Genomic DNA, 25,888 nt, shown 5'->3' with positions numbered 1-25,888 from the left:
GCGGACAACTACGACTCGAAGCCCTGCAGGACGTTCACGGCGTTGACGCCGAGCTCCTCGACCGCATAACCGCCTTCCATGACGAAGAGCGTCGGCTTGCCGGCGGCGGCGACGGCCTCGCCGATGCGGATATAGTCCTCATGCTTCAGCTTGAATTTCGAGATCGGATCCTTCTCGAAGGTGTCGACGCCGAGCGAGACCACGATGGCGTCGGGCGCGAACTCGGTCAGCCGGCGCATGGCGGTGTCGAGCGCCGTGCCATATTCGGCCCAGCCGATGCCCCAGGGCAGCGGCAGGTTGAGATGGAAGCCCTCGCCCCTGCCCTCGCCGCGCTCGTCGGCATGGCCGAGGAAGAACGGGAATTCCTGCTTCGGATCGGCATGGATCGAGATCGTCAGCACGTCCTCGCGCTTGTAGAAGATCTCCTGCGTGCCGTTGCCATGGTGATAATCGACATCGAGCACCGCCACCCGCGCCGCCCCGCCGTCGCGGAAGCCCTGGGCCGCGATGGCGGCATTGTTGAAGAAGCAATAGCCGCCGTAATAGTCGGAGCCCGCATGATGGCCGGGCGGACGGCAGAGCGCGAAGGCGCCGCGCTCGCCGCCCTTCACCAGCTTCATGCCGGTCATCGCCACCTCGGTCGCGGCGACCGCCGCGCGCCAGGTGCCGGCGGTGATCGGCGTGCCGGCATCGAAGGAGTAATAGGAGAGCTTGCCGTCGATGGTCTCGGGCAGGATCCGGCGCATGCCCGGGGCGATCCAGTTGAGCGGCAGCGCGTCGTAGCTGCCATGCTGCTGCACCCACTCGCCCCAGGCGGTCTCGATGAAACGCACGAAGTCGGGCTTGTGGACGCGCAGGATCGGGTCGGTGCCGAACTTCTCCGGCGCCGCCACCTCGCCCAGCTTCTGGTCGCGCACGCGCGCGATCACGATCTCGGCCCGGCGCGGCATCTCGAAACAGGGCATCAGCTTGCCGTCGATGAGCTCGGCCTTGCCGTCCTGCAGCCGGTGATCTTCGGTGAAAATGGTCTTCATTCGGGTGGAATTCCTGGGATGGGTCTCGAGGGTCGGGCTTCTTAATGCCCCCGGCCGGACCCGGGCGCAATGGGAGAACATTCGGCAGCGCGGACCCGTTCCGCAAGCCCCGGTTTCGGCCGGTCGCGGGCGAAGAGCCGGGCAAAGAAAAGGCCGGGCGGCAGATGCCACCCGGCCTCGTTCGATTCCCTGGCACCCGGCCGAAACCGGGGTCCGGGGCCTACTTCTTCAGCTCGGTCCAGATCGCGTTGTACAGCTTGACCGTGTCGTCGTCGCAAGGCGGCAGGAACTCCGGCGCCGGCGCGCTCGCCGGCATGATGATCTCCGGCGCATCCGCCATTTCCTTCTTCATGAATTTCTCGCTGCCGACGATGCCGTTGGCATAGTTCGCGAAGTTGGAGATGAGGGCGGCGTTTTCCGGATCCATCACGAAGTTCTGGAACTTCTTCGCGTTCTCCAAGTCGGGCGCGCCCTTGAGCACGGCGACATTGTCCATCCAGCCGGTCAGGCCTTCCTTCGGATAGGCATAGACCATCGAGGGCATCTGGGTGCGGACGCGCAAGGACGCGCCGTTCCACTGCTGCGACAGGTCGACGTCCTTCGAGGTCAGCTTCTCGATCGTCGCATAGTCGAAGGTGCGCCAGTACTTCTTCGAACCCATCAGCAGCTCGGTGAGCTTCTTCAGGTCTTCCGGGTTCTTGTTGCAGCGGGGCAGGTTCAGATAGCGCAACCCTGCATTGATGACCTCGTTCATGTCATCGAGCATGTTGATGCGGCCCTGCAGCTCCGGCGGCGGGTCGAAGAGCAGCTTGTAGGTGTTGACGTCGCCCTTATAGACATCGGTGTTAACCGTGAAGGCGGTCGTTCCCCACTGCCAGGGAACCGTGTAGTTGCGGCCCTTGTCCCAATAGACGTCGACCCAGCGCGGATCGACATTCTTGAAGTTCTCCATCGTATTGGGCTTGGTCTCCTCGAGGAGGCCTTCCTTGATCATGACCGCGACCATGTAGTCGGACGGCACGACGATGTCGTAGCCCGTGGCGCCGCCCTTGATCTTGGCCAGCATCACCTCGTTCGAATCGTAGTCGTCGAGGGTGACCTTGACCTTGTAGGTGTCCTCGAACTTCTTGATCAGGTCGGGGTTGGTGTAATTGCCCCAATTGTAGATATGGAGCTCGCCGCCCTCGGGCGCCGCCGCCGTTTCCTGGGTGGTGGTGGTCGGCGTGCTCGTCGTGCTCGAGGAGCTCGCACTCGTGTCCGTCGTCGCGGTGGTGGTCGACGCGGTCGAGGAGCTACTGGCGGTGCTGTCGGTGGTCGAGGTCGAGCTAGATGCCTGCTCTTCCTTCTTCTCGTCGCAACCGGCCAGCGTCAGCGCCGCAAAGGCGACCGCCACGCCAACCAGGCCGCCGAAAAGGCGATTCCTCATAGATAGTTCCTTTCTCTCAAACGATCCGGTCGAAGGCCGGAGTTACTTCTTCCGCCTCTGCGCGAGGAAGAAGAACAAGCTAACCAATAGTACGGAAACCACCAGCATAATCGTCGAAACCGCATTGGTTTCAGGCGTTATGCCGCGTCTGATCTGGCCGAAAATGTAGATCGGCAGCGTGGTCTGGCCGGGACCCGCCACGAGGGTGGTGATGGTGACGTCGTCGATCGAGGTGATGAAGGCCAGCATCGCGCCGGCGATGATGCCGGGCGTCAGCAGCGGCAGGGTCACCCGCCGGAAGGCGTGCCAGGGGCTGGCATAGAGGTCGGCCGCCGCCTGTTCCAGGGTCCGGTCCATATCCTCGAGCCGGGCGCGGATCGGCAGATAGGCGAAGGGGATGCAGAAGACCATATGGGCCAGCATCAGATTGGCGAGGCCCAGGTCGATCCCCAGGAGCGTGCGCCCCATGGCGAAGAAGGATAGGGTCGCGACCGCCGTCACGATCTCCGGCACCATCAAGGGCAGGTTGATGACGACATAGACGCTGGCCAGCCCCCGATAGGGCGTGGTGCGCGTGGTGGCGAGGGCGGCCGCGGTGGCGGCGATGGTGGCGCCGATGGTGGCGACCACGGCGATCTTGAACGAGGTCAGCGCCGCATTCTTGATCTGGTCGTTGTTCACGACCTTGATGAACCAGTCGATGCTGAACCCGGTCCAGATCGTGACCGAGCGGTTGGCGTTGAAGGAATAGACCACCAGCACCAGGATCGGCGCATAGAGCATGAAGAGGCAGAAATAGGCGATCGCGCGGAAGCCCGGCTGATAGGTCATGTCGAGCATCCGCCGCTGGCGGCGGGTGGCGACGAAGGGAGCGGGTGCGGTGACGTCAGCCATGGCGCACCTTCTGGCGGCCGGTGACGCTCGCATAGATCATCAGGAAGACCAGCACCACGGCCATCAGGATCAGCGCCATGGCCGATCCGAAGGGCCAGTTGCGGCCGGTGCCGAACTGCTGGGCGATCAGATTGCCGATCATCAGGTCGCGCCCGCCGCCCAGGAGCGCCGGCGTGATGTAAGCGCCGAGACCGGGGATGAAGACCAGGATGCAGCCGGCGATGATGCCGGGCCTGGCCAGCGGGATGATGATCCGCCACAGCACCTGACCGCGCGTCGCATAGAGATCGAACCCGGCCTCGACCAGCCGGAAGTCGATCTTCTCGAGGCTGGCATAGAGCGGCAGCACCATGAAGGGCAGGAAGGCGTAGAGCAGGCCCAGCGCCACGGCGAAGGGCGTGTAGAGCATCACGATCGGCTGCTGGATGATCCCGGTCCACATCAGGAAGCCGTTGATCAGCCCCTGGTCGCGGATGATCAGCATCATCGCGAAGCTGCGCACCAGGAGGTTGGTCCAGAAGGGCAGCGTCACCAGGAAGAGCCAGAGATTGCGCGTCTTGGGCGGGCGCGTCGCCATGAAATAGGCGGCCGGGAATCCGACCAGCAGGCAGATGGCCGTGGCGACGCCGGCGACGATGAAGGAACGCGCGAAGATCTGCAGATAGGATGGCGAGAAATGCAGGATCGTGGGATCGAACAGGTCGCGGTTGAAGAGGAAGGTCACATAGGCATCGACCGAGAACTTCCATTCGACGCCGCCATAGGCGCCGGCCTCGAGGAAGGAATAGAACAGGACGATGAACAGCGGCAGGATCCCGAAGACGACGATGATCAGCATCGCCGGCGACAGCAGCCCGGCGCGCTTCAGCGTCTCGCGCCGCTTTACCTCGGCTCGGGTCTGGGCCAGCTTGTCGCTGCTGGTCGGGGTTGCGGTCGCGTCGATACTCGCCATGAGCGCCCGACGCCTCAATCGCGCAGGAGCTGGGCGGCGTCGGTCGCGAAGCGGATGCCGACCTCCTCGCCCTTGTCGAAGCCCATGCGGGCCCCTTCGCGATTCTGCACCCGGACATGGAACGTCTTGCCGTCGGCGAGCGTGACGAAGTAGCTCGTGTCGGTGCCGAAATAGACGATGTTCTCGATCTTGCCGGCGAGCTGCCGGTCGGCATCCCTGGTGAGCGACGTGCGCTCGGGCCGGATCGCGACCGTGCCCTTGTCGCCCAGCGCGACGCCCTGCGGCAGCGGCACGGCGATCTCACGGCCGCCCGGCAACTTGAGCCCCATCTGACCGTTCGACCTCGCGCCCAGCGCCACGTCGATCAGGTTGGTCTCGCCGATGAAGTCGGCGACGAAGCGGCTGGTCGGATGCTCATAGATCTCGGTCGGCGTGCCGATCTGCAGGATTTTGCCATGGCTCATGACCGCGATGCGGTCCGACATGGTCAGGGCTTCTTCCTGGTCGTGGGTAACGAAGATGAAGGTGATGCCGGTGTCGAGCTGGATGCGCTTGAGCTCGATCTGCATCTCCTTGCGCAGTTTGAGGTCGAGCGCGGAGAGCGGCTCGTCGAGCAGCAGCAGCTTGGGATGGTTGGCGAGCGCCCGGGCGAGCGCCACGCGCTGCTGCTGGCCGCCGGAGAGCTGCGAGGGCTTGCGGCCGCCGAGCTTGCCCAGCCGGACCAGCGCCAGCATCTCCTCGACCCGCGCCGCCGTCTCGGCCTTGGAGATGCCGCGCATCTCGAGACCGAAGGCGATGTTCTGCGCCACGGTCATATGCGGGAACAGCGCGTAGGACTGGAACACCGTGTTGACGGGGCGCTGATAGGGCGGCAGATGGACGACCGATTCCCCGGCGAGCAGGATGTCGCCCGCGCTCGGCAGCTCGAAGCCGGCGATCAGGCGCAGCAGCGTGGTCTTGCCGCAGCCCGAGGGGCCCAGCAAGGTGAAGAACTCGTTCTCGCGGATGGCCACGGAAACGTTGTCGAGGGCGTGAACGGCCTCTTCCCCCGTACCGAAAATCTTGGTCGCGCCCTTGGCTTCGACCGCTACCTGTCGCGCCACGGCACCCCCTTTGGCCTGACCTGGTCGGAAAATCGCTGATCGCGAAGCTAGGCAAAAACCCTGGCCGCGCCAAGGGGAAAACCAAACGAACGCCGTTAAAACAAGGGCATCGACATATTGGATTAAGCCCAATAAGAGACCGGTTCCAAATCATCGGTCCCTCATTCCTGCGGTCGGGTTAGAGTGCGGCCGTCCCTGCCCGCCGCCCCTTCCGGAAAGCCACCGATGTCCCTGCCCGCCACGGCCGCCGCCCGCCCCTCGGCCTTGAGCGGGATCGGGCTGATGGTGCTCTCGGTGCTGCTCTTCACCACCATGGACATGCTGGTGAAGCTCGCCTCCGAGCGGTTTCCGATCGGCGAAATCGTCTTCGTGCGGAACTTCTTCGCCTTCCTGCCGGTCCTGATCGTGGTCTCCCGGTCCGGCGGATGGGCCGCCATCCGCACCCGCAACATCCTGTCTCATCTGGTTCGCGGCGGCGTCGGCATCCTGTCGATGGCCTGCTTCTTCCTGAGCTACGCCTTGTTGCCGCTGGGCGAGGCGGTTTCGCTGGCCTCGTCGGGCCCGCTCTTCATGACGGCCCTCTCGGTCCCGCTCCTGGGCGAGAAGGTCGGCCCGCGCCGCTGGAGCGCGGTCGTCGTGGGATTCGTCGGCGTGCTGGTCATGATGCGCCCCGGCAGCGGCGTGTTTCAGCCCGCGGCCCTGGTCGCGATCACAGCGGCCCTCTGCTACGCGCTCGCCATGACCCAGGTCCGCCGTCTGAGCCGCAGCGAGAGCAGCACCGCCATCGTGTTCTATTTCACGCTCTTCGCCACCATCGTCGGCGCCGCCACGCTGCCCTTCGACGCGGTCATGCCGACCTGGCCGGAGATGCCGCTCCTGGTGGGGATCGGCCTCATCGGCGGGGTCGCGCAATTCACCATGACCGCGGCCTTCCGCCGGACCGCGGTCGCGATCATCGCGCCCTTCGATTATCTGGGTTTGGTCTTCGCCATGACCCTCGGCTATCTGGTCTGGGGCGACCTGCCGGATTTTTGGCTCGTCACCGGGGCCGTGATCGTCGTCGCCAGCGGCATCTATATCGTCCATCGCGAGGCGATGGTCGGGCGCCAGCGTCGTGCCGCGCTGGCCTCGGGCTGACGACCGCCCTCAGGTCGGCCGGCGTTTGCCGCCTTCGGCGTAGCGTTGCTCGATCGCGTCCCAGATCTTGGCTTCGATCTGCACGCCGTCGAAACGGTTGATCTCCTGGATGCCGGTCGGCGAGGTGACGTTGATCTCGGTCAGATGATGGCCGATGACGTCGATCCCGACGAACACCAGCCCGCGCGATTTGAGCGCCGGCCCGATCGCCTCGCAGATCTCGCGCTCGCGGTGGCTCATCTTGGTCTTTATCGCCTTGCCGCCGACATGGAGATTGGAGCGCGCTTCGCCTGCCGCCGGCACGCGCATGACGGCCCCCATCGGCTCGCCGTCGACCAGGATGATGCGCTTGTCGCCCTCGCGTACCTCGGGAAGGTAGCGCTGCACGATCACCGGCTCGCGATAGAGCTGGGTGAAGAGCTCCAGCAGCGCATTCAGGTTCTCGTCGGCCGGAACCAGATGGAACACGCCCGACCCGCCATTGCCGAACAGCGGCTTGATGATGATGTCGCCATGCTCCTTGCGGAAGTCGAGCACCTCGGCGCGATCGGAGGTGATCAGAGTCGGCGGCATCAGGCCCGGGAAATGCGTGACGAAGAGCTTCTCGGGCGCGTTGCGCACATGGACCGGATCGTTCACCACCAGCGTCGCCGGATGGATATGCTCCAGCAGATGCGTGGCGGTGATATAGGCCATGTCGAAGGGCGGGTCCTGGCGCATCAGCACGATGTCGAGCGTCGCCAGATCGAGCGTCTGCTCGGCGCCCATCGTGAAATGATTGCCGCGCTCGCGCCGGAGCTGCATCGGCCGGGCGCGGGCATAGACGCGGCCGTCGCGCAGGAACAATTGGCGCGGCCCGTAATGAAACAGAGCATGCCCCCGTTTTTGCGCTTCGAGGCCGAGGACGAATGTGCTGTCGGCATCGATATTGATGCTCTCGACCGGATCCATCTGGATGGCGACGGCAAGGCTCATGACCGGCGATACCTCTGTCTTGGGGCCTGCGACTATAAGCCGGCGTGCCCGCGTCGCGCCAGTTGCCGCGTCTTCACCTGTCACCCCGGGGGGAACCGTTGGCGGAAATGGCGGAGGCCGGCGTTCCGTTCCGAATGGCCTGTTCGCCGCGACAATTATCCTGCAAATTGTGGCGCAGGGAAGCGATCCCGCCGTTGGGGATATTCTTGACGACCGGGCGGGCGTTTTACGCCAGTCGCCGCCGGCGAAGGCATTCGGATTCCGGGGCCTCTTAGAATGCAGTGGATAGGAACCTGGGCTCGGGCTCTTCGCTGGCACCAGTGGTCGAAGAACCTTCTGATCTTCATTCCCCTGGTCGTCGGACATGCCTATGGCGATACCGACAAGATCGCCACGGCCGTCGCCGCCTTCGTGATCCTGTGCCTGGCTGCCTCGGCCAACTATGTCGTCAACGACATCCTCGACCGCGAGGCGGACCGCCGGCACCCGACCAAGCATCGCCGCCCGCTCGCGAGCGGGCAGATCTCCGTCACCACCGGCTACGCCATCGCCAGTGTCATGGGCCTGGTTGCGCTCGCGGCCGCCTTCTATCTCTCCGTGCCGTTCCTGCTCGGCCTGATCGCCTATCTGGCCTTGACGCTCTTATATTCGACCCTGCTGCGGCGGTTGCCGCTGATCGATGTCCTCGCCATCGCCATCCTGTTCTCGCTCCGCATCCTGATGGGCACCTTGGTCATCAGCCTGGAGCCTTCGCCCTGGCTGCAATCGTTCTCTCTCTGTTTCTTCCTGTCATCCGCTTTCGCGAAGCGCCATGCCGAGCTCATCGGCGCGGCCGACCGGGAAAGGAACATCGCCAACCGCGGCTACCATCGCGAGGACTGGCCCCTGACGCTGGCCTTTGGCATCAGCAGCGGCATGGCGTCGATCGTCATCATGCTGCTCTATCTCGCCAACGATGCGATGCCGTCCGGCTACTACAGCGATCGCACCTGGCTCTATATCGTTCCGCTCGCGCTGACCGCCTGGCTGATGCGGATTTGGCTCCTCGCGCAACGCGGCGAGTTCCGCACCGACCCCGTGATCTTCGCGCTGACCGACCTCACGAGCCTGGGGCTGGGCCTCACCACCGCGGGGGCGTTCTGCCTGGCCTTGTGACCCTTTCCTTCGCCGAGACGCGGCGCTTCGCCAGGGGCCGGGCTCGTCCTGACCTGGCGGAGCGGCTGCCTAGGTAAGCCAACCCAGGAGCACCATGAGACGGGCCCGGATTCTCGCCTCCTTATTGGCCGCAAGCGTACTCATTGTCCTGCTTGTCCCGTTTCAGCCGTCGATGCCGGTGGCCGCGCTCGATCCGTCATGGCAGATGAGCCTCAACCAGGCCGTCGAGGACGGGCTCGTGTTCGGCCGCGATGTCATCTTTACCTGCGGTCCCTACGCGGCGCTCATCACGGGTCAGTATCATCCGGCGACATATCTCAGGGCCGTCGCCGTCGCCTTCTTCTTCGCCGCTTTTCTTTTCGCCGCCATCCAGGCGATATCCCGCGGGACGGGTGCTTTGTGGACCTGCGCCTTGCTGCTGGCGATCCTGGCGGTCCCGGGCGCCAGGGTCGAATTGCTCGGTGCCTATGGCCTGATCTTGTCAATCGTCCTCGTCGGTCACTGCGCCGAGGCTCCTCGGGAAGAAGGCTGGCAAAAATCGCTCTTCCTGGCGATCCTGTTTGCGCCGCTCGGTCTGCTGCCGCTGACAAAGCTCAACCTGCTTCTCTTCACGGCCACGCTGATTCCCGCCCAGTTCGCATTCCTGTGGCTGAACGGTCGGCGCGGGCTGGCGGCCTGCAGCGTGGCCGTGCCGGTCGCCACGCTCGTCGCAAGCTGGCTCCTGGCCGGCCAGCCGCTTCAAGGCCTGCCCGACTATTTCGCAAGCGGGTCTTCCGTCATATTCGGGTACAGCGACGCGATGTCCAACCGCGGGCCGGTCAGCGAGATCGTCGTCTATGTGCTCGCGGCATCGCTGATGATGCTCGCGATCCTGCTGCCGCCCCGACGGTCCCTGCCTTCCCGCCTCCTGCTGTTCTTCTCTTGCGGCATCTTTTTCTTTGTCTCGCTCAAGTCGGGATTCGTGAGACATGACAGGCATGCGATGAACGCCGCGGCCGGCCTCGTGATTGCGGCCACTCTGCTGAAATTCGCCGTCCCGGCCAACCGGGCCGTTGCCGCGGTCGTCCTGGCGGCCCTCGCGGGCGCGGGCTTCATCGTTTTTCACTATATCGACCCGTCGACCTCCCGGATCACCGACCCCTACATCCGCGCGGCGAAGGGCATCGCGCGGGAAATCTCCGGAGGGGATCTGAAAGCGGCTTATGTCGCCCGCCTGGAAGAGATCCGTTCGGAGACGAAGATCCTGCCGCTGGAGGGCACGGTCGATATCTATTCCTTCGGTCAGACCGCGCTGATCGCGTCCGGAAACAAATGGGCGCCGCGACCCAATCTGCAATCGCACGCCGCCTATACGCCGGCGCTTGCCGACGCGGATCGGGACTATCTTCTCGAACGGGGCCCCGACAATGTGATCTTCCGGATCGAGACGATCGACACCCGCTTCCCCTCGCTCGAGGACGGCTCGAGCTGGCCGGTGCTGCTCGACGACTACCGCCTGGACCAGTCGGCCGGCGGCTATCTCTATCTGCGGCGAAGGAGCGACGTCTCGGCGCCGGCGATGCGGCCGGTCGAAGAAGGCGTCCATCGCTTCAACGAGGAGGTCGGCCTTCCCGATTCCCCGACCCCGCTTTTCATGAAAATTCGGTTCCACAAGACCCTGCTCGGCAATCTTGCGTCGGCGCTGTTCAGGAACCCATCCCTCTGGATCGTCGCCGAGCTCGCGAACGGCGAAACACAGCGATATCGCCTGGTTCCGGGAATGACGGAAACGGGCTTCGTGATCTCTCCGGTCGTCGAAACCATCGAGGAGTTCGCCGCCTTGTACGAGGATCGGGCGTCCCTGGCCGGCAAGCAGGTGAAGAGCTTTCGGATAGCGGGCAGAGGGTCCGAGCTGTTCTGGCGGCAGAGTTACGAGATCAGCATCGAGGCCCTCGAGCCGCGCCCGGGCGGATAAGCGCCGCGGGGTTCGCGGCGCGACGTCAGGCCACCCGTTGCGCCATCAGGCCGCCGAGACGCACGCTTTCCGAGATTCCGCGATCTTCCGGGTAATAGAAGCAGGTGTCGGCGATCTGCAGGCCCGCGACGGAAGTCTGGACAGGCGGCAGCATCGCGGCAAATCCCGGCGGGCATATGGGCTGCGCGTATCGCAGGCGCCCGATATGGCAGGCGATGAGGTCGTCGTCGCGCAATGACGGATTGAGCAGCTTCAGATATCCGAACGCCTCGGCCCGGAAAAAATCGTCCGGCCGCCGGAACTTCGGATGAGTCTGTGGCATGTAGTAGGGAACATAGACGACCGTATCCGGGACCTTTCGCAGGCGCGAGGCCTCGATGATCCCGGGGATCTCGAAGCGCGGGTCGGCAATATTGACCCAGAAATGCGGCGTGACGGACGTCCTCAGGCGGAACACCGCGCAGACCACGCCGATATTCCGGATCGCTTCGTAACGCGCCCGTGCTTCGGCCGGCAGGCCGGGAATCAGATCGTTCACGAGGGGAGTCGGAACGGTCGAGATCACGGCATCGGCGGCAAGATAGGCGCCGCCGGCTTCGACGCCCCTCACCCTGCCGTCGCCGATGTCGATACGCGTCGCCGGCATGGAAAGGCGGATCTTCCCGCCGCACTGGGCGATCGCGTCCACCAGGGCCGTGATCAGAGTCTCCGATCCGCCCTCGATGTGACCCAGCTCTTCCTCGAACATCGAACGACGCGAGCTGCCGATGCGTTTGATCCGGCTCCAGACCCAGGCCGCCGAGATGTCGTCCGCATATTCGTGGAATTTGAGCCTGAAGAGCGGCGCCCACATCCGCTCATAGACGCGGCGCCCGCACCAGGCGGTGATCCATTCCCTTGCGGAAACGGTCTCGAGACGGCCCGCCTCCCTGCGCCACGCCGACAAGGCCATCATCAGCCCGTAACGGATCTTCTCGACGGGCCCGAGCCCATCGAAGCGAAGCAGCGAAACCGGATCGCCCCAGGGATGAAGCGCGCCGTCGAAATAATAACCCATCGAGGTCGGCACCCACCGCACCGTGTCGGCGAGCCCGAGCTCGGACAGCAGAGTGAACAGGGGCCGATCCGCCTTGCACACGAAATGATAGAAGCGCTCGATGGAAAGCCCGGCGAGATCGAAATGGGCAGCCATGCCGCCGGCCTCCGGCGCGCCCTCGAGAACCGTCACCTCGTGGCCGCGCTTCGCGGCGTGATAGGCCGCGGCAAGGCCCATGACTCCGGCGCCGACGACGACGATGCGGCTCAAGGTCGGAGCTCCAGCAGGAACCCGGAACGGACGGGCTGGCGAAAGGCTTCGAGACCGGCGGCGCCGGAGATCGGTGTCTTGGAAAGGGCGGTCATGAACCGTCAGATCCGGAGCCGGCGGAAGACGAACCACGGCAGATGGCGGATGATCAGCATGATCGGGCACCAGATCCAGGGCGTGTAGAGTATGCGCTGGCCGCGCAGGGCCGCCCTGCGGATGTCGGCGGCGACCCGGTCGGGCGACGACAGGAAGGGGCCCTTCTTCTCCAGCGTCGCGGTCATCGGCGTATCGACCGGGCCGGGCTTGACGATCAGGATGCGCACCGGGCTGCCGTCATAGCGCCGCTGAAGCCCTTGCAAGAAGATGTCCAGCCCGCCCTTGGCGGCGTCATAGACCGGGTTCTTCGCCCGGCCGCGGTCGCCGGCGACAGAGCCGAGGGCAATCAGCGAAAGCGGCGCGTCGGGCTTCCGGTTCTTGAGCAGCGCCAGCGTCCACAAGACGGCGCTGGAGAAATTGGCTTCGAGCAGCCGGCGCGCCTGCGACAGATCCGAGACGGCGTCCGGCATGCGGCCGAGAACCCCATGGGCGATGAGGATCTCGTCGGGCTCGCCGAAGCGGGACCGTATCGCTTCGGCATGGTTCTCGACGGCGCTCACGTCCGCGAGATCGGCGACGACGACGTCCGCTGCCGCGGCGCCGCGCGCCACGAGGTCCGACGCGATCTCGCGCAGGCTGCTCTCGCGCCGGCCGACCAGCGTGAAGCGGAGGCCCTCGCCCGCGCATCGGCGGGCATAGGCCTGGGCGATCGCCGATGTCGCGCCCAGAACGAGCAGATGGCGCGCTGTGCTCATGCCGCAATCCCCGTCACGCGGCGCCAGAAATCGGAGATGAAGGCGGGGTCGCGCTGCGCCTCGAGCGTTCTCCAGTCCGGATAGCCGGCCTGGAAATGCTGGGACGACATGGTCGCATCCTTGGCGGGATAGAGCCGGCCGCCGGATTCGAGCACGATATCGGCCAGCGCCTCCAACAAGGCCGACGTGCTCGCGCCGAGATTGGGAAAATCGAGCGCGAGCGTGGCGCCGGGCGTCGGGAACGAAAGAATTCCCGGCGATGCCCGGGAGCCGAACTTCTTCAGCACGGCGAGAAACGAACCTTCGCTCCGCCGGGCGGCGAGTGTCAGCAGCTTCCGGATCGCAGCCGGCGCGGAAGCCGTCGGAATGGCGCATTGCTGCTGAAAGAATCCCCGCCTGCCGTAAAGCCGATTCCAGCGGTGAATTCCATCGAGCGGAAAGAGGAAGGGATCGTAATGGATCCTTTTCCGGCCCAAAGCCCAAGGCCGGTTCCAGTAAATCGCATTGAAGGCGCGCAGGGCGTGCGAATTCAGCGACCAGGCCGGCATGTCGAACGGCACGGCGAAAGAGGGATTCCGGTGGATCTCGAATCCGCCGGCATCGGCATGCCGGCCGCGCCGATAGAGGCCGCGCCCGAGCCGGGCCCCCTTCGCCAGGCCATCGATCCAGGCCGCGGAATAGCTCCAATCGCCGTCTTCCTCGGCGATCCGGAAGAATCCGTCCAGACCCGACAGCGGCAAAGTCTCGGTCTCGAAACAGGCGGAGCCGATGGGCGCCAGCTGCAGCTCGATCCAGAGGAGGAGGCCCGTGAGCCCGAGGCCGCCGATCGTGGCCGCGAACATCGCGCCGTTTTGCGACGGCGACAACTCCAGCAGATCGCCGTTCGAGCGGGCGAGTCCGATGGCCCTGACATGGGCGCCGATCGTTCCCGCGGTTTCATGATTCTTGCCATGCACGTCATTGGCGACAGCACCACCGATGCTGACGAATTTCGTGCCGGGACAGACGGGCGGGAACCAATGGCGCGGGACCGAGATCCGCAGCAGCTCATCGAGGGTCAACCCCGCCTCCACGCGAACGACGCCTGTCCGCCAATCCGCGGCGAGGATCCGGTCGAGGAAGCGGGTCTCGATCAGGCGCCCATTCGCATTCAGGCAGGAATCGCCATAGCTGCGCCCCTGTCCATAGGCGAGGGTGGGCAGGTTTCCCCGCTCGATCTCGGCGCGGGCGGAATCGAGGAAGGCCGGGCGCGAGACATGGTGCAAACCTTTGTGAAAGCGTCCCCACCCTTCAACGCTCTCCAGCGGCAAACCGGCTTCCTCTCGTCTGAACTGTTTTGCGCACGGGCCCGGAGATCCGAGGACGGGAGGCTACGCGCTTTCCGGAAATCTGGAAATGCCAACCCAACCCGGCCCCGATGGAGCGGCCCGCTGGGGTCGGTCAGTGCAGCCGCGACTTCAGTTCCTGGATCAGTTTGCGCGCCTGCTGGCGCTCGGCGCTTTCGGGGGCCATGCCCACGAAGCGTTCCAGCGCCGCGGTCGCGGCCTTGAGATTGCCGCTCTCGGCCTCGATCAAGCCCAGCTCCCGCCAGAGGCCGACCTCGTCGGGCGCCACCAGCAGCATGCGGCGCACATGTTCGGCAGCGCCGCTGAGCGCGCGGGCCGCGATCAGGCGACGCTTGACGTTGTTCTCGAGGCGCAGCAGCACGGCGCGGTCGGGTAGCGGATTGTAGTGGCGCGTCTCGAGTTCGGCGGTGGGACCGTGGGCGGCCTTGAGCAGGCGCCGTAGATCGGCGACGGCCAGCACCGCACCGCCATTGAAAGGATCGAGGATGGCACGCTCGCCCTCATATTCGAGGCGGATCACGAAATGCCCGGGGAAATCGAGGCCGACCGCAGCCCAGCCCTGGAGCCGGGCGGCATGGAGATAGACGATGCCCAGCGCCACCGGCAGGCCGCGGCGGCGCTCGATCACCGAGATCAAATTGGCATTGGCGAGATCGTCATAGTGATCGCGGTCGCCGTCATATCCTTCCTGCCGGGCCAGGGCCGCCGCCAGCGCAAAGCTGCGGGCCCGCAGATCGTCGCGGCCGACGGCGTCGAAGGCCGCCGCGACCGACGGGCCGAGGCCCGACAAATGCGAGCGCGCATCCCCCAGCGAGGCCTGGGGGCGGTCGAGGGAAGCCAACGCCAGCGCCGCCGCGGCCAAGTCGACCTGATCCTCCGCCGCCGTCCCGATCAGGGTCAGATAGTCGCGTGCCGGCATCGCCTCCGGCCAGGGCAGGCCGGTCGAGACGGTGGGTGAATCAGCCGAGAACGTCATAAAGGGTTGATTCGATCCACGAAAATGAGGATTACGAGGCGGCCGTGGTGGTGGCTTTGACCGCGGGAATGGTGGGCTCGGGCCCGGTCGGGCCCTGGGCGGGTTCGGTCTGGGCGGGCAAAGGCGGGGGCGGTTCGCCCTTGATGCGGACCCAACTCGTCACCCTCCGGACATAGGAAATGTCGCGTGCATGGTCAATAACGCGCTGCAGCTCGGTTTTGTCCTGTGCAATTCCCATGAGATAGAGGATGCCGTCGACGGCCTCGACGCTGTAATTGACCGAGCGCACGGCGCTGTCCAGCAGCATCCGGTTGCGCAGATCCTGGGCAATCCACTGATCCTGGAGCGCCTGGCCGACATCGAGGGGTTCCGAGACCTGGATCTCGTCGATCACTTCGTTCACCCCTTCGACCTCCCAGGCGAGGCGCACCGCGTTCACGCGGGCGGTCGGCCGCTGCACCACGCCGGTCAGGAGCAGCCGTCCCTCCTGGATCTGCAGCCGCACCCGCATGAACATGTCGGGATCGTTGTCGAGCCAGCGCGCCTGCACCTTGGTCCAGATGAGATCGTCGGAAAGAGCGGTTCCGAGGCCCCGCTCCTGCGTCGCCTGCACCGCGACGAAGACGCCGACGGTCTCGGCGGTGCCGATCGGGCTGCAACCGGCGAGGACCGGCAATAGCAGGAGCATGCCCAAAGCGGGCCCCGGAAAACGGCGCACGCGTCCAGGGCGGCGGGTGAGAGCGTGGGCCGGCGCCATCATGCGAATCGGGCCGGATTCTAGACCGCGATTCCCTTGTCACGCCAAGAAATCCGGCAAATACGAGTCAGGAGGAGCGTCCATCCGGACGCCAGGCGTCCGTCAGGTGACGGGGCCAATGGCCCGGCACCATCAGCATCGCATCGAAGCGAAGATCGAGATCGGCGAGACGCGGATGCTGCGCCAGCCAGCGCGACAGCGCGCGGGCAATGCGCTCGCGGCCGCGCCGGTCGATCGCCTCGCCCGCGGTCAGGAGATCGGGACGATGCTTGACCTCGATCGCCACCAGGAGATCGCCGCGCCGCGCGAGGATGTCGATCTCGCCCACCCCCAGCCGCAGATTGCGGCCGAGGATGCGATAGCCCTTGAGCCGCAGCCACCAGCAGGCGAGCGTCTCGGCGCCCGCACCGCGGCGCAGCGCCGCCCGGCGCTTCTCGATCCGCTCGCGGGGCTGCGGGTCCATGCGGGCGCTCACGCGTCCCTGTCGGCGCCGGCGAGGGCCAGGGCCCGGGCATAGATCTCGCGGCGGGGCCGGCCGGTGGCGGCCGCGACCGCCGTTGCCGCATCCTTCAGGCTCATATGCGCCAGCGCCTGCTTCAACGCGCGGTCGAGGTCGGCCTCGGAGACCGCCGTTGTCTCGGCCAGAGGCGGCCCCACCACGATGACGATCTCGCCCTTGGGCGGCCCCGCCTTCGCATAGTGATCGGCGAGGGCCCCGAGGCTGCCGCGCCGGACCTCCTCATGCAGCTTGGTCAGCTCGCGGGCGACGGCCGCCGGCCGGTCGGCCAGGGCGGCGCGCATGTCGGCCAGCGACTCGGCCAGCCGGTTGGCGCTTTCATAGAAGATCAACGTGGAAGGAATGGCCGCGAGCCCGGCCAGGTCGCGCCGGCGTTCGCCGCTCTTGGCGGGCAGGAAACCGGCGAAGAAGAATCGATCGGGCGGCAAGCCTGAGAGCAGCAGTGCCGTCAGGGAGGCGGAAGCGCCGGGCAGGGCCGTCACCTCATGGCCCGCCGCGATCGCTTCGCGCACCAGCTTATAGCCGGGGTCGGACACCAGCGGCGTGCCGGCGTCGCTTACCAGCGCGATGGCCCGGCCCTCGGCCAGGCGCTGCAGCAGCTCGGGCCGCATGCGCTCGGCATTATGCTCATGGTAAGGCAGCATCCGCGTGGCGATGCCGTAGCGCGCGAGGAGCTTCGCGGTGACGCGCGTATCCTCGCAGACGATCAGATCCGCCGTCCGCAGCAGCTCGAGGGCGCGTTGCGTGATGTCGCCCAGATTGCCGATCGGCGTCGCCACCAGATGCAGGCCTGGCGCCGGCGATCCGCCGATCTTCTCCCGTTCGCCCGGCGTCGCCGCGGATGGCTCGGGTTTACTTGACCGGACCTGATCGCTAGGCTCGGTCTCATCATCCTCATCGACGCCGGAGCGCACGGCCCGTGTCGCCTTCCCTCGCCCTCGCCCGCCCTCTGCCCGCTTGGCCATTCTTCGCTCCCGCCCGCCGCGTGGCCCTGCCCGTCATCGCCGCGTTGATGGCGGCGGGCCTGCTCGCCGGCTGCGCGCCGAAGACTGTAACGGCCCCGCCGCCGACGCAACAGGCGACGGAGCCGCCCCCGGCACCGGAGCCGACACCCGCGCCAGCGCCGGCGCCCGTACCGCAGGGCCCCGCCAAGGTCGGGCTGCTCCTGCCGCTCTCCGGCAGCAATGCGGGCCTCGGCCAGGCGATGCTGCAGGCGGCCGAGATGGCCCTGTTCGAATCCGGCAGCGACAATCTCTCGCTCGAGGTGCGCGACACCGAGCAGGCCGGCGGTGCCGCCGCCGCCTCGCAGCAGCTGGTCGCTGCCGGGGCGCAGCTGGTGCTGGGGCCGATCTTCGCCTCCGCCGTCACCCAGGCTTCGCCCGCGGTGCGCAACGCGCAGGTGCCGATGATCGCCTTCTCGACCGACCGTTCGGTCGCGGGCACCGGCGTCTATGTCATGGGCATCCTGCCGCAGCTTCAGGTCGATCGCGTGGTCCGCTACGCGGCGACGCTCGACCGCAAGCGGATCGCGGCGCTGGTGCCGGACACGGCCTTCGGGCGCACGGTTGTCGGACAGTTGCAGCAGTCCGTGCTGGCGACCGGCGGAACGCTCGCGGCGGTCCAGTTTTATCCGACGGGGACCTCCGACTTCTCGCCCTTCCTGCAGCGGCTCGGCAATGCCAAGGGCACCTTCGACGCGCTGATGATTCCCGAGGGCGGCGACGTGCTGCATCTGGTGGCGCCCCTCCTCTCCTATTACGGCCTCGATCAGACCAAGGTGCATCTGCTCGGCACCTCGCTCTGGAACGATCAGGCGCTGCTGCGCGAGCCGGCGCTGGTGGGCGGCATCTTCGCGGCCCCGGACAACCTGGCCTGGGCCGGTTTCGCCAATCGCTATCGCTCGAACTACGGTACCCAGCCGCCGCGCATCGCCAGCGTCGCCTATGACGCGACGCTGTTGGCCGGCGCCTTGACGCGCGATCCGAATCACCCGCGCATCGACGACAGCGCCCTGACGGGCCCCGACGGATTCGCCGGCATCGACGGCATCTTCCGCTTCCGTCCCGACGGCACGGTCGAACGGGGGCTCGCCATCTATGAGATCCAGACCGGCGCCTTCGGCGTCATCGATCCGGCGCCGCAGAGCTTCCCCCCGCCAGGCGCCTGACGCCGCCGCTCGACGGAATCAGTTCAACTGGGTCAGCTTGCGCGCCCGCCGGTCGGCGGCGTCCGCTTGCGCAGGTTGGCCGAGGCTGCGCCAGGCGCGCGCCATCCAGCGCCAATTGCCGGGACTGGTCTCCTTGCGGCCCAGCCTCTCGCCGGCGAGCGCCCGCGCCAGATGACGCCGGCCGCAGCGGATCGCCGCGGCCAGCAGCGTCTGCTCGATCAGATCGCGCTGCGCATGGCTGCCGCCGAAGAGATGGGCCTTGCGGCGCATCGAGAGAAGCAGATCCACCGCCTCGCTGTCGCGGCCCTGGCCATAGGCGATGAGGGCTTCGGCCAGAGGCAGCCCGACCTCGCGGGTCATCATCGCATTGCTGTCCTGCCCCAGCGCGCGGGCGGCGAGCCGCGCGCGCAGCGCTTCGGCCTGCCGATCCTCGCCCGCGCCGACGAAGGCCATCATCGCGTGCGCATCGTTGAAGCAATAGACCATGTCCTCGGCATGCGGCAGCCAGAGCTTCGCGAGCGCCTGCCAGCGCCGCTGCCCCGCCTCGAACCCCACCAGCTTCAGGCGCCAGAGCAACGACGACGCATCGACCAGGTCGAGCGGCTGATCGCTGACGCCGCCGCGCAAGGGTCCGTCATAGAGATCGAGCGCGGCATTGCCGTCGCCCTGGTCCAGCTCGTAGAGCGCGAGATGCCACCAGTTATGCACCGCGAAGAAGCTCTGCGCCCAGTAGGGCGCGCCACCCGAGAGGAACGCGATGCCGTCGCCGACGCGGCCCTGCATTTCCAGGACATGGGCGATCGCGTGATGGGCCCAGGGATCGTAGGCATCGCGGGCGATCGCCCCCCGGCCCATCCGTTCCGCCTGCTGATAATCGCCGTTCTCCTCGAGTCCGAAGGACAGCATGCCGAGGAGATAGCTGTAACCCGGCTCGGCCTCGCTCCAGTTGGGCAGCACGCGCGCGACGGTGTCGCGGATGTTGGCGGCGTCGCCCAGGAAGAAATAAAGATCCTGCAGCACTTTGACCGCGAGCAGGTCATGCGGGTGATCGAGCAGCACCGCTTCCCAGGCGGCCGTCGCATCCTGCCAGTGGCCGCTCGACCAGGCGCGCGCGGCATGGAGATGGCCGCGCAGTCGCGCCGGCGTCGTCGGCCGCAACGCCGCCTCCGCGCGCGCGAGACTGCCCAGCGCCTCCTGGCTTTGCGCGCGCGTCATCGGATAGAGATGGAACAGGGCCTCGACCAGATGGCCGAGCACGAAGCCCGGCTCGATCGCGACGGCGCCACGGATCTCGGCCAGCGGATCGCCGCTCAGCGCGACCATGCCCTGCACGGCGCGCTCATAGGCCTCGAGGGCGGCCCGGTTGTCGGTATCGGTCGGCTCGCCCCAGCGATCGGTGAGTGCCACGCGCGTCCTCCTCAAGCGCCGCGAGGCCCAAGCATAGCGCTCGCCCGCCGAAAGCGTCAGGCCGCTTTCGGCTCGGCCTCGCGGATGACCCTCGTCTCCTCCAGCAGCCATTCGCGGAAGGCCTTCACCGCCGGCCGGTCGGCGGTCGCCCGCGGCGCCACCAGGTAATAGGCGAATTGCAGCTTCAGCATCACGTCGAAGGGCTTCACCAGATGGCCGGCCGCGATCTCGTCCTGGACGATGACGAGACTGGACAGCGCCACCCCCTGCCCCTTGATCGCCGCGTCGATCGCCATGGTCTCGGGCGAGAAGCGCGGACCCCGGGTCGGGTCGACACCTTTGACGCCCGCCGCCAGGAGCCACATCCGCCAGTTGGGATAGAGGTCGCTGTCGGGCTGCACATCGCTGTGGAGCAGCGTGTGATATTTCAGGTCCTCGGGCTTGCGTAAGGGGTGCGGGCCTTCGAGCAGTTTCGGACTGCAGACCGGATATTCCGGGGCGCTCATCACCTTGTCGACGCGCAGGCCCGGATAATGGCCGGCGCCATAGCGGATCGCGATGTCGATCGGCTCGACGGCGAAATCCACCACATGGTCGGTGGCGTCGATCCGGAGCTCGATCTCGGGATGGCGCGCGGCGAAGCGCTCGAGCCGCGGCACCAGCCAGCGCGCGGCGAAGGTCGGTGCCGAGGAGACCGTCAGGGTGTTCATATGGGACCGGGTGACCAGCCGCATGGCCGCCTGGATCCGGTCCAGCCCCTCGCGCAGGCCGGGCAGGCAGAGCTGGGCGGCGTCGGTCAGCATCAGCCGCCTGTTCAGCCGGCGGAACAAAGGCTGGCCGAGCCGGGCCTCCAGGGTCTTGATCTGCTGGCTGACCGCGGCCGGGGTCACATGCAGTTCTTCTGCGGCCTTGGCGAAGGAAAGATGCCGGGCGGCCGCCTCGAAGACCCGCAACGCATTGAGCGGAAAGGAATTCATACCCTCTCCTTCAGGATAGATTTTCTAATCTTCTAGGGTAGAAGGTCTCGTTTGTCAAATGGCGGAAATTCGCCCATCTTCACGTCCAAGGAGCCGGCACCGACGTTCCTTCAATGAAGGATTTATTAAGTCGAAGGGTGCCGGCCAAACGGATGGAGATTGTCATGATCGATCGTTTCTTTGATGGCTTGGTCCAAACCTGGTTCGGCTCGGACCGGACGGCCTCGCAGCCGCAGAACAGCCTGCGGGACCCGCTCTCGCTGGACATCGCGGCCGGCACCTACAAGCTGCTCGAAGGTATCGACAGCGGCATCTCGGCCCTGACGAACGGCGTCTCGCGCCTTCGCCATGGTTCGAACCACAGCCCGGTCGGCTGCGGCTGAACTCCCAGGGACGGGCGGGACAAACCCCGCCCGGATAAACAGCGATGACCACCGACCCAAGGGCCTGCCGTTTCTGACGGCGGGCCCTTTCGCTTTTAGGGGCGCAGGCCTGTCAGCCGAGGAGCGCGGGGAGCAGGGCGTTGAGGCGCTGGCGGCCCTCGGCCGTGGCCTTCAGGCCCGAGGCGTCGAGCGTCAGGAACCCGCCGGCGATGAGTCGGTCGAGCTTGGCGCGGTCGAACAGGGCCTCCGGTTCGGAACCTGTCTCGTCGATGAAGCGCTTTCGTGCGATTCCTTCGCTCAGGCGCAAGCCCATCAGGGACATCTCCTCGAGCCGCGCTTCGGCCGGGACCTCGTCGCGCTGGCGCGTGGCATGGCCGCCGCGCTCCACCATGTCGAGCCAGGGCTCGGGGGCGCGATGCTGGCGCGTCGCCCATTTGTGCCCGCCCAGCGTGAGGCGGCCATGGGCGCCGGGACCGACGCCGACATAATCGCCATAGCGCCAATAGACGAGGTTATGCCGCGAGGCCTCGCCGGGCCGCGCATGGTTCGAGATCTCGTAGGCCGGCAGACCCGCGGCCTCGGTCAGCTCCTGCGTGATCTCATAGAGGGCGGCTTGCGTCGCCTCGTCGGGAATCGCGAACTCGCCCCGCGCGACCGCACCTTCGAACGCCGTGCCGGGCTCGATCGTCAATTGATAAAGCGAGAGATGACCGCCGGCGCGTGACAATGCTGCTTTCAGTTCCTCGCGCCATTGTGCCGGCGTTTGGCCGGGCCGCGCATAGATCAGGTCGAAGGTGAAGCGCGGGAAATTCTCACGCGCGGCTTCGAAGGCTTGCAGCGCCTCGGAAGCACTATGCTGGCGGCCGAGAAATTTTAGCGAATGATCGTCGAGCGCCTGGATGCCGATCGAGACGCGGTTGACGCCGGCCTGGGAAAGCGCACGAAAGCGCGCCACCTCGACGGAAGTCGGGTTGGCCTCGAGCGTGATCTCGATGTCGGGGGCGAAGGTCCAGTGCCGGCGCGCGCGTTCGATCAGCCGCGCGACCGTGTCGGGCGCCATCAGCGAGGGTGTGCCGCCGCCGAAGAAGATGCTGTCGAGCCGGCGAGGGGACCCGCCCGCGCCCGCGATCTCGGCCGCATAGTGATCGAGCTCGCGCAGCAGCCCGTCGCGCCAGCGCGTCTCGTCGATCGCGGCGCGGACATGGCTGTTGAAATCGCAATAGGGGCATTTCGACTTGCAGAAGGGCCAATGGATATAGAGCCCGAAGCCGCCCGGCACGGGCACGGCTCCGGCGCCTTCGTTCGGCACCGTCATTCTCTGCGTCGTCGGGTTCATCCGGTTCTTCTCAGGCGAAACAGGCGGCCACCAGCTGGCGGAAGGCGTCGGCGCGGTGGCTGATGGCGTGTTTCTCGGCCGGGTCCATCTCGGCGAAGGTGATCGTCCGGCCGTCGGCGATGAAGATGGGGTCGTAGCCGAAGCCGCGCAAGCCGCGGGGCGGGAAGGCGAGGGTGCCCTCGACCTTGCCCTCGAAAGTCTCGCAATGGCCGTCGGGCCAGCAGAGCGAGAGCGCGCAGATGAAGCGGGCGCGCCGGTCCTTCGGCGAGGTGGCACCGCGCGCGGCCAGTTCCTGCTCGACCTTCTTCATCGCGGCCCCGAAATCGCGGCTCTCGCCGGCCCAGCGCGCCGAATAGATGCCCGGGGCGCCCTCGAGCGCATCGACCGCGAGGCCGGAATCGTCGGCCAGCGCCGGCAGCTTGGCGCCGATGGCCGCGGCGCGGGCCTTGAGCTCGGCATTGCCGCGAAAGCTCGTCTCGGTCTCCTCGGGCTCGGGGAGGCCGAGGGTCGCGGCCGAGACCGATTCGACCCCGAAGGGCCGGAGCAGCTCGGCGATCTCCCTGACCTTGCCCTGGTTGTGGCTTGCCACCACCAGCGTCTTACCGTCGAACCGTCGCGCCATGCGCAGAGCTTTCACCATCATGAGGCAGGGATCTTCTACCGACCATAGGCCGGGAAATGTTTCGAGCGGACGAAACCCCATCGCCCGATAGAAGGCCCGCGTCGCGTCATAGGGCGCCCAGTTGGCTTCGGGCGCCAAGGTCTTGACCGAGAGGAACTCGACGCCTCGGGCCAGAAGACTGGTTTCGGCGGCGCGCAACAGGCGCCTTCCGATACCGAGGCGATGATGCGCGCGTAACACGCCCATGCAATGGAGCTCGGTCGCATAGGCGCTCTGCGGCTTGAGAGTGACGAAGCCCAAGAGATCGTCATCGCGTCGTGCCGCCAGCAGCGTCAGGCCGCCGGCTTCCTCGGCGTAATGCTCGATGGCCTCGGGAATGCCGAACCAGTCGGGCAGGGCGGAGAGGATGCCGTGAACGATCGCGCGGCGCCGGTCGGGATCGGGCTCGGCCTCGATCCTGATATCGATCTGCGGCGCCGTCCCGCTCATCCGGCTTTCTTGATCGCCTCGCGCTGCAGCTCGACCAGCTGGCCGATGCCGGTGCGCGCGAGCTGGAAGAGCTGGTGGAACTCGGCCTCGGTGAACGCCTTCTTCTCGGCGGTGCCCTGGATCTCGACGATCTGGCCGGCACCAGTCAGCACGAAATTGGCATCGGCGTCGGCATTGCTGTCTTCGGCATAGTCGAGGTCCAGCACCGGTGTCCCCTGGAAGATGCCGCAGGAGATGGCGGCCACATGGTCCTTGAGCGGCATCGCCGGCATGGCGCCCAATTTGCGCATATGGGCGAACGCGATATGGAGCGCCACATAGCTGCCGGTGATGGCGGCGGTGCGGGTGCCGCCATCGGCCTGGATCACATCGCAATCGAGCCGGATCTGGCGCTCGCCGAAACCGCCCAGATCGATGACGGCGCGTAAAGACCGGCCGATCAGCCGCTGGATCTCCTGGGTGCGGCCGCTCTGCTTGCCCTTTGCGGCCTCGCGCTCCATGCGCTCGTTGGTCGCGCGCGGCAGCATGCCATATTCGGCCGTGATCCAGCCTTTGCCCGAATTGCGCAGGAAGGGCGGCACCTTCTCCTCGACGGTCGCCAGGCAGAGCACCTGGGTGTCGCCGAAGACGGCGAGGCAAGAGCCTTCCGCATATTTGCTGACATTCACATCGAGACGGACGGAGCGAAGCGCGTCGGGCGCGCGACCGGAAGGGCGCATGGATCAAGGGCCTGGAGGAAAGGGTTTCAGGATCTGGCGTTCGAGGCCGCAACCTATCCTCTGACGTCCGACCGGTCCAGTTTTGCCGGGCTTTCCCATGAACCGCCCGGGAACCGGCTTCGGGCGCCTGCGTTCACCCCCATTGTCCGGGCCAGCCCCCGCGGGGTCCGGCGCCGCGGCCCCGCAGCCGTTGCATTGACGGGCATGGCCTGCGTTACTACCTTTTCGTGACGCGCCAGGAACCCATGATGACAACGCCCCTTTCGGTCAAACGGACGATTCAGGCGCCGGGTCGCCCCGACGCCGTTGCCGAGCTCAGCCAGCGCTCGCGCGAGATCTTCCGTCACATCGTCGATGCCTATGTCGAGACCGGCGAGCCGGTGGGCTCGCGCACGATCTCGCGCAAGCTGGGCATGGGCCTGTCGCCGGCGACCATCCGCAATGTGATGGCCGACCTGGAAGAAGCGGGCCTGCTCTATGCGCGCCATACCTCCGCCGGCCGGCTGCCGACGGAACTGGGCCTGCGCATGTTCGTGGACGGGTTGCTGGAGATCGGCGGCCTCACCGAAGACGAGCGCCAGACCATCGACAGCCAGTGCGCGGCCTCGGGCCGCAGCCTGCCGCAGGTGCTGGAGCAGGCGACGCAGATGCTGGCGGGGCTGTCGCATTGCGCCGGCCTGGTGGTGGCGCCGAAATCGGCGCGGCCGCTGAAACATATCGAGTTCGTGCATCTGGGGCCGGGCCGCGCGCTGGCCGTGCTGGTCACCGAGGACGGCATCGTCGAGAACCGCATTCTCGATTTGCCGATCGGGCTGCCGCCCTCCTCGCTGATCGAGGCCGGCAATTATCTCGTGGCGAAGCTGGTGGGCCGCACGCTCGACGGCGCGCGCGCCGAGATCATGGCCGAGATCGCGAGCCAGCGCACCGAGCTCGACCAGCTCGCGGCCAAGGTGGTGTCGGCGGGCCTCGCCAGCTGGGCCGGCGGCAACAAGGACGGCGCGCTCATCGTCCGCGGCCAGTCGCGGTTGCTCGAAGACGTCAAGGAGATGGCCGACCTGGAACGGGTGCGGGCGCTGTTCGCCGCCCTCGAGACCAAGGAATCGCTGGCGCGGCTGCTCGACGCGGCCGACCGGGCCGAGGGCATCCAGATCTTCATCGGCGCCCAGAACGAACTGTTCAGCCTTTCGGGCTGCTCGGTCGTGATCGCCCCCTACCGCGATTCCGAGGAACGGATCGTGGGGGCGGTGGGCGTGATCGGCCCGACCCGCGTCAATTACGCGCGGATCATCCCGATGGTAGACTATACCGCCAAGGTGATCGGGCGCGTTTTAGGGACCGGTGGGACCTTGATCCGGCCGCCCGGGGACCCCATAACCCGGTCCTGATCCCGGCCGATCGCCGGATC

Annotated in this window: 24 protein-coding genes and 1 pseudogene; 6 read left to right on the top strand and 19 right to left on the bottom strand. The window is 66.6% G+C overall.

Annotated features, from left to right (window positions below; translation table 11 throughout):
* Positions 1 to 8: 8 nt before the first annotated feature.
* The 5 genes from FRZ44_RS25670 to FRZ44_RS25650 form a co-directional block, all read right to left on the bottom strand.
* Positions 9 to 1,034: a histone deacetylase family protein gene (locus tag FRZ44_RS25670; protein ID WP_151179861.1), complete on the bottom strand. Its 1,026-nt coding sequence runs from the start codon at positions 1,032 to 1,034 to the stop codon at positions 9 to 11.
* A 220-nt stretch (positions 1,035 to 1,254) separates the two neighbouring features.
* Positions 1,255 to 2,460, bottom strand: a complete 1,206-nt coding sequence (locus FRZ44_RS25665; protein ID WP_151179860.1) for an extracellular solute-binding protein — start codon at positions 2,458 to 2,460, stop codon at positions 1,255 to 1,257.
* A gap of 42 nt (positions 2,461 to 2,502) precedes the next feature.
* Positions 2,503 to 3,354: an ABC transporter permease gene (locus FRZ44_RS25660; protein WP_225308449.1), complete on the bottom strand. Its 852-nt coding sequence runs from the start codon at positions 3,352 to 3,354 to the stop codon at positions 2,503 to 2,505.
* Positions 3,347 to 4,306, bottom strand: a complete 960-nt coding sequence (locus tag FRZ44_RS25655) for an ABC transporter permease (protein WP_151179859.1) — start codon at positions 4,304 to 4,306, stop codon at positions 3,347 to 3,349. The genes FRZ44_RS25660 and FRZ44_RS25655 overlap by 8 nt, the downstream gene beginning before the upstream one ends.
* Before the next feature lie 14 nt (positions 4,307 to 4,320).
* Entirely contained in the window at positions 4,321 to 5,409 is a 1,089-nt protein-coding gene (locus FRZ44_RS25650) for an ABC transporter ATP-binding protein (RefSeq protein WP_263641902.1), read from the bottom strand.
* A 225-nt stretch (positions 5,410 to 5,634) separates the two neighbouring features.
* Here FRZ44_RS25650 and FRZ44_RS25645 point away from each other — a divergent pair, with 225 nt between their 5' ends.
* On the top strand, positions 5,635 to 6,546 hold the full coding sequence (locus tag FRZ44_RS25645; RefSeq protein WP_151179858.1) for a DMT family transporter: 912 nt from the start codon (positions 5,635 to 5,637) through the stop codon (positions 6,544 to 6,546).
* Between the two features lie 9 nt (positions 6,547 to 6,555).
* Here FRZ44_RS25645 and gshB read toward each other — a convergent pair whose 3' ends face one another.
* Positions 6,556 to 7,521 (bottom strand): glutathione synthase, encoded by a 966-nt coding sequence (gshB, locus tag FRZ44_RS25640; protein ID WP_151179857.1) that lies wholly within the window; start codon positions 7,519 to 7,521, stop codon positions 6,556 to 6,558.
* 276 nt (positions 7,522 to 7,797) lie between these two features.
* On the opposite strand from gshB, the gene FRZ44_RS25635 reads away from it, so the two are divergent.
* On the top strand, positions 7,798 to 8,676 hold the full coding sequence (locus FRZ44_RS25635) for a UbiA family prenyltransferase (protein WP_151179856.1): 879 nt from the start codon (positions 7,798 to 7,800) through the stop codon (positions 8,674 to 8,676).
* 178 nt (positions 8,677 to 8,854) lie between these two features.
* The gene (locus FRZ44_RS25630; protein ID WP_151179855.1) at positions 8,855 to 10,630 is read left to right on the top strand and encodes a hypothetical protein; all 1,776 of its coding nucleotides are present in this window, start codon (positions 8,855 to 8,857) and stop codon (positions 10,628 to 10,630) included.
* 25 nt (positions 10,631 to 10,655) lie between these two features.
* On the opposite strand, the gene FRZ44_RS25625 is transcribed toward FRZ44_RS25630, so the two are convergent.
* The 7 genes from FRZ44_RS25625 to rsmI all read right to left on the bottom strand — a co-directional run bounded on the left by FRZ44_RS25625 (position 10,656) and on the right by rsmI (position 17,348).
* Positions 10,656 to 11,936, bottom strand: coding sequence for an NAD(P)/FAD-dependent oxidoreductase (locus FRZ44_RS25625; RefSeq protein WP_151179854.1), 1,281 nt, complete (start codon positions 11,934 to 11,936; stop codon positions 10,656 to 10,658).
* A gap of 101 nt (positions 11,937 to 12,037) precedes the next feature.
* Entirely contained in the window at positions 12,038 to 12,787 is a 750-nt protein-coding gene (locus FRZ44_RS25620) for an SDR family NAD(P)-dependent oxidoreductase (RefSeq protein WP_151179853.1), read from the bottom strand.
* Positions 12,784 to 14,097, bottom strand: coding sequence for an FAD-binding oxidoreductase (locus FRZ44_RS25615; protein ID WP_225308448.1), 1,314 nt, complete (start codon positions 14,095 to 14,097; stop codon positions 12,784 to 12,786). The genes FRZ44_RS25620 and FRZ44_RS25615 overlap by 4 nt, the downstream gene beginning before the upstream one ends.
* Positions 14,098 to 14,227: 130 nt before the next feature.
* Complete coding sequence (locus tag FRZ44_RS25610) at positions 14,228 to 15,109, bottom strand: SirB1 family protein (protein ID WP_225308447.1); 882 nt, start codon at positions 15,107 to 15,109, stop codon at positions 14,228 to 14,230.
* 31 nt (positions 15,110 to 15,140) lie between these two features.
* Positions 15,141 to 15,797, bottom strand: a complete 657-nt coding sequence (locus tag FRZ44_RS25605) for a BON domain-containing protein (RefSeq protein ID WP_191908299.1) — start codon at positions 15,795 to 15,797, stop codon at positions 15,141 to 15,143.
* Between the two features lie 136 nt (positions 15,798 to 15,933).
* Complete coding sequence (locus tag FRZ44_RS25600; RefSeq protein ID WP_151179851.1) at positions 15,934 to 16,329, bottom strand: YraN family protein; 396 nt, start codon at positions 16,327 to 16,329, stop codon at positions 15,934 to 15,936.
* A gap of 8 nt (positions 16,330 to 16,337) precedes the next feature.
* Positions 16,338 to 17,348 carry a 16S rRNA (cytidine(1402)-2'-O)-methyltransferase gene (gene rsmI / locus FRZ44_RS25595; protein WP_151179850.1) on the bottom strand — a complete coding sequence of 337 codons (1,011 nt, stop codon included), beginning with the start codon at positions 17,346 to 17,348 and terminating at the stop codon, positions 16,338 to 16,340.
* Between the two features lie 20 nt (positions 17,349 to 17,368).
* On the opposite strand from rsmI, the gene FRZ44_RS25590 reads away from it, so the two are divergent.
* Complete coding sequence (locus FRZ44_RS25590) at positions 17,369 to 18,550, top strand: penicillin-binding protein activator (protein ID WP_151179849.1); 1,182 nt, start codon at positions 17,369 to 17,371, stop codon at positions 18,548 to 18,550.
* An 18-nt stretch (positions 18,551 to 18,568) separates the two neighbouring features.
* Here FRZ44_RS25590 and FRZ44_RS25585 read toward each other — a convergent pair whose 3' ends face one another.
* Both FRZ44_RS25585 and FRZ44_RS25580 read right to left on the bottom strand, forming a co-directional pair.
* Entirely contained in the window at positions 18,569 to 19,957 is a 1,389-nt protein-coding gene (locus FRZ44_RS25585) for a tetratricopeptide repeat protein (RefSeq protein WP_151179848.1), read from the bottom strand.
* 56 nt (positions 19,958 to 20,013) lie between these two features.
* Positions 20,014 to 20,934, bottom strand: coding sequence for a transcriptional regulator GcvA (locus FRZ44_RS25580; RefSeq protein ID WP_151179847.1), 921 nt, complete (start codon positions 20,932 to 20,934; stop codon positions 20,014 to 20,016).
* A gap of 164 nt (positions 20,935 to 21,098) precedes the next feature.
* Here FRZ44_RS25580 and FRZ44_RS25575 point away from each other — a divergent pair, with 164 nt between their 5' ends.
* The gene (locus FRZ44_RS25575; protein ID WP_151179846.1) at positions 21,099 to 21,317 is read left to right on the top strand and encodes a hypothetical protein; all 219 of its coding nucleotides are present in this window, start codon (positions 21,099 to 21,101) and stop codon (positions 21,315 to 21,317) included.
* 112 nt (positions 21,318 to 21,429) lie between these two features.
* Here FRZ44_RS25575 and hemW read toward each other — a convergent pair whose 3' ends face one another.
* From hemW to rph, 4 genes and pseudogenes are all read right to left on the bottom strand, one after another.
* On the bottom strand, positions 21,430 to 22,653 hold the full coding sequence (gene hemW / locus FRZ44_RS25570; RefSeq protein ID WP_456077619.1) for a coproporphyrinogen-III oxidase family protein: 1,224 nt from the start codon (positions 22,651 to 22,653) through the stop codon (positions 21,430 to 21,432).
* A 10-nt stretch (positions 22,654 to 22,663) separates the two neighbouring features.
* Positions 22,664 to 23,275 carry an RdgB/HAM1 family non-canonical purine NTP pyrophosphatase gene (rdgB, locus tag FRZ44_RS27450; protein ID WP_225308734.1) on the bottom strand — a complete coding sequence of 204 codons (612 nt, stop codon included), beginning with the start codon at positions 23,273 to 23,275 and terminating at the stop codon, positions 22,664 to 22,666.
* 123 nt (positions 23,276 to 23,398) lie between these two features.
* Positions 23,399 to 23,764 (bottom strand): annotated as a pseudogene (locus tag FRZ44_RS27445) (GNAT family N-acetyltransferase); the annotation flags it as partial.
* On the bottom strand, positions 23,761 to 24,483 hold the full coding sequence (gene rph, locus FRZ44_RS25560; RefSeq protein ID WP_151179844.1) for a ribonuclease PH: 723 nt from the start codon (positions 24,481 to 24,483) through the stop codon (positions 23,761 to 23,763). The pseudogene FRZ44_RS27445 and the gene rph, both read right to left, overlap by 4 nt.
* Before the next feature lie 245 nt (positions 24,484 to 24,728).
* Here rph and hrcA point away from each other — a divergent pair, with 245 nt between their 5' ends.
* The gene (hrcA, locus tag FRZ44_RS25555) at positions 24,729 to 25,868 is read left to right on the top strand and encodes a heat-inducible transcriptional repressor HrcA (RefSeq protein ID WP_225308446.1); all 1,140 of its coding nucleotides are present in this window, start codon (positions 24,729 to 24,731) and stop codon (positions 25,866 to 25,868) included.
* Positions 25,869 to 25,888: the final 20 nt, after the last annotated feature.

This window comes from Hypericibacter terrae, from assembly GCF_008728855.1.
Taxonomy (GTDB): Bacteria; Pseudomonadota; Alphaproteobacteria; order Dongiales; family Dongiaceae; genus Hypericibacter; species Hypericibacter terrae.
Note: the sequence above shows the minus strand (reverse complement) of the source record. Positions and strands in the feature narration are given on the sequence as shown.